Raw genomic sequence first — 5,352 nt, 5'->3', positions numbered from 1 at the left:
CCGGCGCGCCCGGGTCACCGTGCACCCCGAACCCTTCGCGGCGGCAGGCCTGGCCGAGGCCGCCGACCTGGCCGTCGCCTCCAACATGATCGCCGGCCTGGATCCCGCCACCCGGCGCGCCACCTGGCGGGCGCTCACCGCGGCCCTGCGGCCCGGCGGCCTGCTGCTCTTCGACCCGCCGCCCGCCCACCTCCCGACCGGCACCGAGGAGGCGCAGCGGCTCGGCCCGGTCCGGGTCGGCCCGGACCTCTACCTCGCCGACGTCACCCGGGAGCCCCACCGAGGCGTCCTGCGCACCGTCTTCACGTACCGCGTCGAGCGGGAAGGAACGGTGCTCCGTCAGGCCCGGGAAGCCTTCGACCTGTGGCCCGCACCACCCGGCCTGCTCGCCGAGGAGCTCCGGACCGCGGGCCTGGACGTGGTCCGGGCTCCCCACCCGGACCTGATGGCCGCCCGGCGCCCGGCCGCCTAGGCTGGCGGCGGTCGAGCCGGTCGGCTCCCGGGACGGCCCGCGAAGGGGGACGGCAGTGGAGGACACGCTGAATCTGTGGCGTCAGGAGCTCGGCGCGGTGCCGGAGTCGGTCTGGCGACGGACCGGACTCCGGGTGCTGATCCTCGCGGACAACGGCCTCACCGCGCTCCCGCCGGACATCGGGCGGCTCCACCGGCTGGAGACCCTGGACCTGGGACACAACGCACTGACCTCGGTGCCCGGCGAGCTCGGCGGGCTGACCGGCCTCAGCGGCTGCCTCTACCTGCACGACAACCGGTTGACCCGGCTCCCCGACTCGCTGGGGGACCTGACCCGATTGCGGTACCTCAACGTCGGTGAGAACTCCCTCACCGCTCTGCCGCCGACCATCGGCGCGATGCGCGGTCTCGTCGAGCTCAGGGCGCAGCACAACCGGCTCACCACCCTCCCGGACGGCATCGGCGGGCTCCGCAACCTGCGGGAGCTGTGGCTCAGGGGCAACGCCGTCGACCACCTGCCGGCCTCGGCAGCCGGGCTGTCCGAACTGCGCCACCTGGACCTGCGCGAGAACGCCCTGACCCGGGTGCCGGAACCGCTGGCCGGCCTGCCGCGCCTGCGGCAGATCGACCTGCGGAGCAACCGCCTCACCCACCTGCCCGACTGGCTCACCCTGCTGCCGTCGCTGGAGAAGCTGGATCTGCGCTGGAACGCGGTGGACCCCGCCCTGCCCCTGCTCGGCGAGCTGGAGCGGCGGGGTTGCATCGTCCTCACGTGACGTCACCTGACGGCCTGACGCCCTGACGTGACCCGCCCGACCGGCGGCGACAGCCGGTGGTCAGCCCTGGGGGTGCATCTCGTCCAGCAGGTCGAGGTTGCGGAACACCGGGGGACCGTCGCACAGCGCCGCGAGCTGCGCGGCGAACTCGGCGGTCTCGGGGCGGTCGGAGTTCTCCTGTGCCTGCTCGTACGACGGGAACTCCACGATGTTCAGGTACACGTTCTCCTGGTCGCGGTCGCGGGTCTGCAGGGCCCGCGTCACCAGCGACCGGCCGGCGTTCTGCTCGACCCAGCTGTTGAGCAGGGCGGTGAACTCGTCGATGCGACGTGTCTTGAACTCGATGATCTGAACGAACCTCATGGGCTCGGCCTCCTCGGCTCAGCGGCTCGGCAGCCGGTTGCTACCTCCAGCGTCGGCCGGAGGCGGACGGCGGCTCCGTCCGCCTCGCCGGGGAGTCCGGCTTCCCACCCGGTTGGTCGCACGGGCGAACCGAGCTCACCCGTTCGGGTGGCGCGCATGGTGAGCGCCGCCTCGGGCCACGACGATGACACCGACGTACACGGGACCGCGGGCCCAGGACCTGTCAGGGCCGCGCCCCGGCGGAAGGGGAGCCGATGGCCGAGCCGACGGACCCGGTCGCGGGTGGGGGCGGTCGCGTCGCGCGGCTCCTGCCGGGCCTGTACGTGCTGCGGTCGTACCCCCGCCGCTGGCTGCGGGCGGACCTGGTGGCCGGCCTCACGGTCGCCGCCTACCTGGTGCCTCAGGTCATGGCGAACGCGACCGTCGCGGGCCTGCCACCGGTGGCCGGACTCTGGGCCATCCTGCCCGCCCTGCTCGTCTACGCCTTCCTCGGCTCGTCCCGGCTGCTGTCGGTCGGGCCGGAGTCGACGACGGCCCTGATGACGGCGAGCGTGGTGGGACCGCTGGCGGCCGGCGACCCCGAGCGCTAAGCCGTCCTCGCGGCGGCGCTGGCGGTGGTGGTCGGGGTGATGTTCATCCTCGCCCGGATCGCCCGGCTGGGCTTCGTCGCGGACCTGCTGTCGCAGCCCGTCCTGATCGGCTACCTCGCCGGGGTCGCACTGATCATGATGGTGGACCAGCTGACCAAGCTCACCGGCGTCGAGACGCAGGGCTCGCACTTCTTCCCGCAATTGATCTCCTTCCTGCGCAACATCTCCCAGGCCCAGGCCGCGACGGTGGTCCTCAGCATCGCCACCCTGCTCTTCCTGTTCCTCGCCGCCGCCTATCTGCCCCGCGGCGTGCCGGTCCCGCTGCTGGCGGTGGTCCTGGGTACGGCGGTGACCGCCGGGTTCGGCCTGGACTCCCACGGCATCGCGGTGATCGGCGAGATCCCGACCGGGCTCCCGCACTTCTCGGTCCCGTCCCTGAGCGGGCTCAAGGAGCTGGCGCTGCCCGCCATCGGCGTGCTGCTGGTGGGCTACACCGACGTGATCCTGACCGCGCGCGCCTTCGAGTCCCGCAGCAGCGGCGAACGGCTGGACCCCGATCAGGAACTCCTCGCGCTCGGCGTGGTGAACCTCGGCACCGGCGTCCTGCACGGCTTCCCGGTCAGCAGCAGCGCCAGCCGCACCACCCTCGCCAAGTCGGCGGGCGCCCACAGCCAGCTCTACGGCCTCGCGGCGGATGCGGTCGTGGTCGGCGTACTGCTGTTCCTCGGGCCCGCGCTCGCCCACACGCCTTCGGCCGTGCTGGGCTGCCTGGTGGTCTTCGCCGCGACCCGGATGATCGACATCGCGGGCTTCCGGCGGCTGGCCTCGTTCCGCAGCCGGGAACTGCTGCTCGGGCTCGGCTGCCTGGTCGGCGTCCTGGCCCTGGACATCCTGTACGGCGTACTGGTGGCCGTGGGGCTGTCGGTGGCCGAGTTGCTCACCAGGGTCGCCCGGCCGCACGACGCGGTGCTCGGCCTGGTGCCCGGTGTGCCCGGCATGCACGACATCGACGACTACCCGCAGGCCCGCACCGTCCCCGGACTGCTGATCTACCGGTACGACTCGCCGCTCTTCTTCGCCAACGCCGAGGACTTCCGCCGGCGCGCGCTGGCCGTGGTCGACGAACAGCCGGAACCGGTGCGCTGGTTCGTGCTCAACACCGAGGCCAACGTCGAGGTGGACATCACGGCGCTGGACTCGCTGGAAGCGCTGCGGGAGGAGCTGGCCCGGCGCGGCATCGTGTTCGCGGCGGCACGGGTCAAGCAGGACCTGCGCGAGGAACTGGACGCCTACGGGCTCACCCGGTCCATCGGTGAGGACCGGCTCTTCGCCACGCTGCCCGCGGCCGTCGCGGCGTACCGGTCCTGGGAGAACGGGAACGGGAACGGGAACGCGGACGGGGCCGAGGCCTGAGCGGAGCCCCGGGAAGCACAATTCACGTCCCTTGCATCAGCGAGTCCATTGGTCGAAATGACAAGTATCTGCCAGGGCTGTTACGAACTGTCCCTTGCGGATGCAAGATGGCCGCACCCGGGACGGCGGCCGCCGCGGGCGCGAATGCTTCGCGCGACCCCGTGACAGCACATCAGGAAGAGGAAATGCACCATGGGAACACCCGACCGGATGGACGAGCAGCTGCGCGCCCTGGGCCTCGTCCACGCCCAGGGCAAGGCCGAACGGCTCTTCGCCGAGGTCCGGGCACGCGGCCTGGTCGCCCCCGGAGCCGGCGAACGCGAGGTCAGCGACCGGATCCGCGACCTCGCCAACGACATGTTCGGCACCACCAAGCACTGGCACAAGCGCATCGTGCGCTCCGGCCCGCACACCCTGTTCCCCTACCAGGAGAACCCGCCGGACCGGGTGATCTGCGAGGACGACATCGCCTTCGCCGACTTCGGCCCGATCTTCGAGGAGTACGAGGCCGACTTCGGGCGCACCTTCGTACTCGGCGACGACCCCCACAAGCACCGCCTGCGCGACGACCTCACGACCGTCTTCACCGCCGGCCGCGCGGCCTTCCACGCCGACCCGCGGATCACCGGCCGCGGACTGTACGCACAGGTCGAACGGCTCGCCGCCGAACGCGGCTGGGGCCTGGGCGGCTGGCACGCCGGGCACCTGGTGGGGGAGTTCCCGCACGAGACCGTCGACGGCGCCAAGGCCGAGTCCTACATCACCCCGGACAACGACCACCCGCTGCGCCGCACGGACCGGGCCGGCCGGCGCTGCCACTGGATCCTGGAGATCCACCTGATCGACGAGGAGCGCGGTTTCGGCGGCTTCCACGAGCAACTGCTCGACCTGGCCTGACCCGTAGGACGCCCGGATCACCGTCGCACCGGACCCGGAGGCCATCGCCGGTGAGATCACCCTGCTGGCCCGGGCCGCCCGTCCCGCCACCGGCCCGGCGGCCCACTGAACCCGCCACCCCGGCAACCGGGTTGTCCCGGCCGGGCAGCTCCGGCTCCAGCACAGACACCGACGCGCCGCCCGGTTCGGCGCTCTGCGCTACGCTTGCCGGCCTCCCCACCAGCCTCGCGTGCCGTGCCGGCCCTCAGCGGGTGGGCCGCCCCTGCGCCGTGGTGCGGGCCCCCTGACCGAAAGGCCGTCCCGTCGTATGAAGATCCCGAAGCGCTTCTACGTGGAGCTGGCGGTGCTCGCACTCGTCGGGGTCTCCGTGGCCGTGGTCCCGGGGGTGATCGCGCGACACGGCTGCGCCGCGGGAGCCGAACTCGCAGGATCCGCCCCGGTCAGGGAGTTCACCGGGACGCACCCCGGGACCGTGCCCGCCGGGGAGCCCTCGCCGGTCACGTGCAACGAGGACGGCTGCTACGCGCACGCCGGCGCGGAGTACCACTACCAGGTCCCGGAACGGGAGATCGTCGACTACTACACGCGTACGGCGGAGTCCCTGGGCTGGGTGCCGGACCGTGAAGGGGAGCAGGTCCCGCCCGAGGTGGCCGGGTTCTGCTTCTCCAGGGACGTCGAGGGCAGGCCGGTCATGGTCGTCGTGCGCTTCGACTCCGTGGCGAGGACGTACCAAATCCGGTCCGAGGTCGCCCTGGACGGCACCCGGAACAGGTGCTGGCTCTGACTCCCCGCCATGCCCCCGCGCCCGTCGGTCAGGTGGCCGGCCGGGTGGGGGAGGGCGG

4 protein-coding genes and 2 pseudogenes are annotated in these 5,352 nt (G+C 72.5%); 5 read left to right on the top strand and 1 reads right to left on the bottom strand.

What is annotated here, in order from left to right; translation table 11 throughout:
- Positions 1-472, top strand: a pseudogene (locus tag AA75_RS44480) (class I SAM-dependent methyltransferase); the annotation flags it as partial.
- 55 nt (positions 473-527) lie between these two features.
- A complete protein-coding gene (locus tag AA75_RS44475) occupies positions 528-1,247 on the top strand; it encodes a leucine-rich repeat domain-containing protein (protein WP_033826280.1) in 720 nt (239 codons plus the stop codon).
- A 60-nt stretch (positions 1,248-1,307) separates the two neighbouring features.
- Here the strand turns inward: AA75_RS44475 and AA75_RS44470 are convergent, their stop codons facing one another.
- On the bottom strand, positions 1,308-1,610 hold the full coding sequence (locus AA75_RS44470) for a hypothetical protein (RefSeq protein WP_033826279.1): 303 nt from the start codon (positions 1,608-1,610) through the stop codon (positions 1,308-1,310).
- 254 nt (positions 1,611-1,864) lie between these two features.
- On the opposite strand from AA75_RS44470, the pseudogene AA75_RS44465 reads away from it, so the two are divergent.
- The 3 genes and pseudogenes from AA75_RS44465 (at position 1,865) to AA75_RS44455 (ending at position 5,294) form a co-directional block, all read left to right on the top strand.
- Positions 1,865-3,613, top strand: a pseudogene (locus AA75_RS44465) (SulP family inorganic anion transporter).
- 192 nt (positions 3,614-3,805) lie between these two features.
- A complete protein-coding gene (locus AA75_RS44460; protein WP_082527310.1) occupies positions 3,806-4,510 on the top strand; it encodes a M24 family metallopeptidase in 705 nt (234 codons plus the stop codon).
- Positions 4,511-4,817: 307 nt separating this feature from the next.
- A complete protein-coding gene (locus tag AA75_RS44455; protein ID WP_033826278.1) occupies positions 4,818-5,294 on the top strand; it encodes a hypothetical protein in 477 nt (158 codons plus the stop codon).
- Positions 5,295-5,352: the final 58 nt, after the last annotated feature.

The sequence above is a fragment of the Kitasatospora sp. MBT63 genome, assembly GCF_000710465.2.
Taxonomy (GTDB): Bacteria; Actinomycetota; Actinomycetes; order Streptomycetales; family Streptomycetaceae; genus Kitasatospora.
This window is presented reverse-complemented; position numbering and strand designations above follow the sequence as displayed.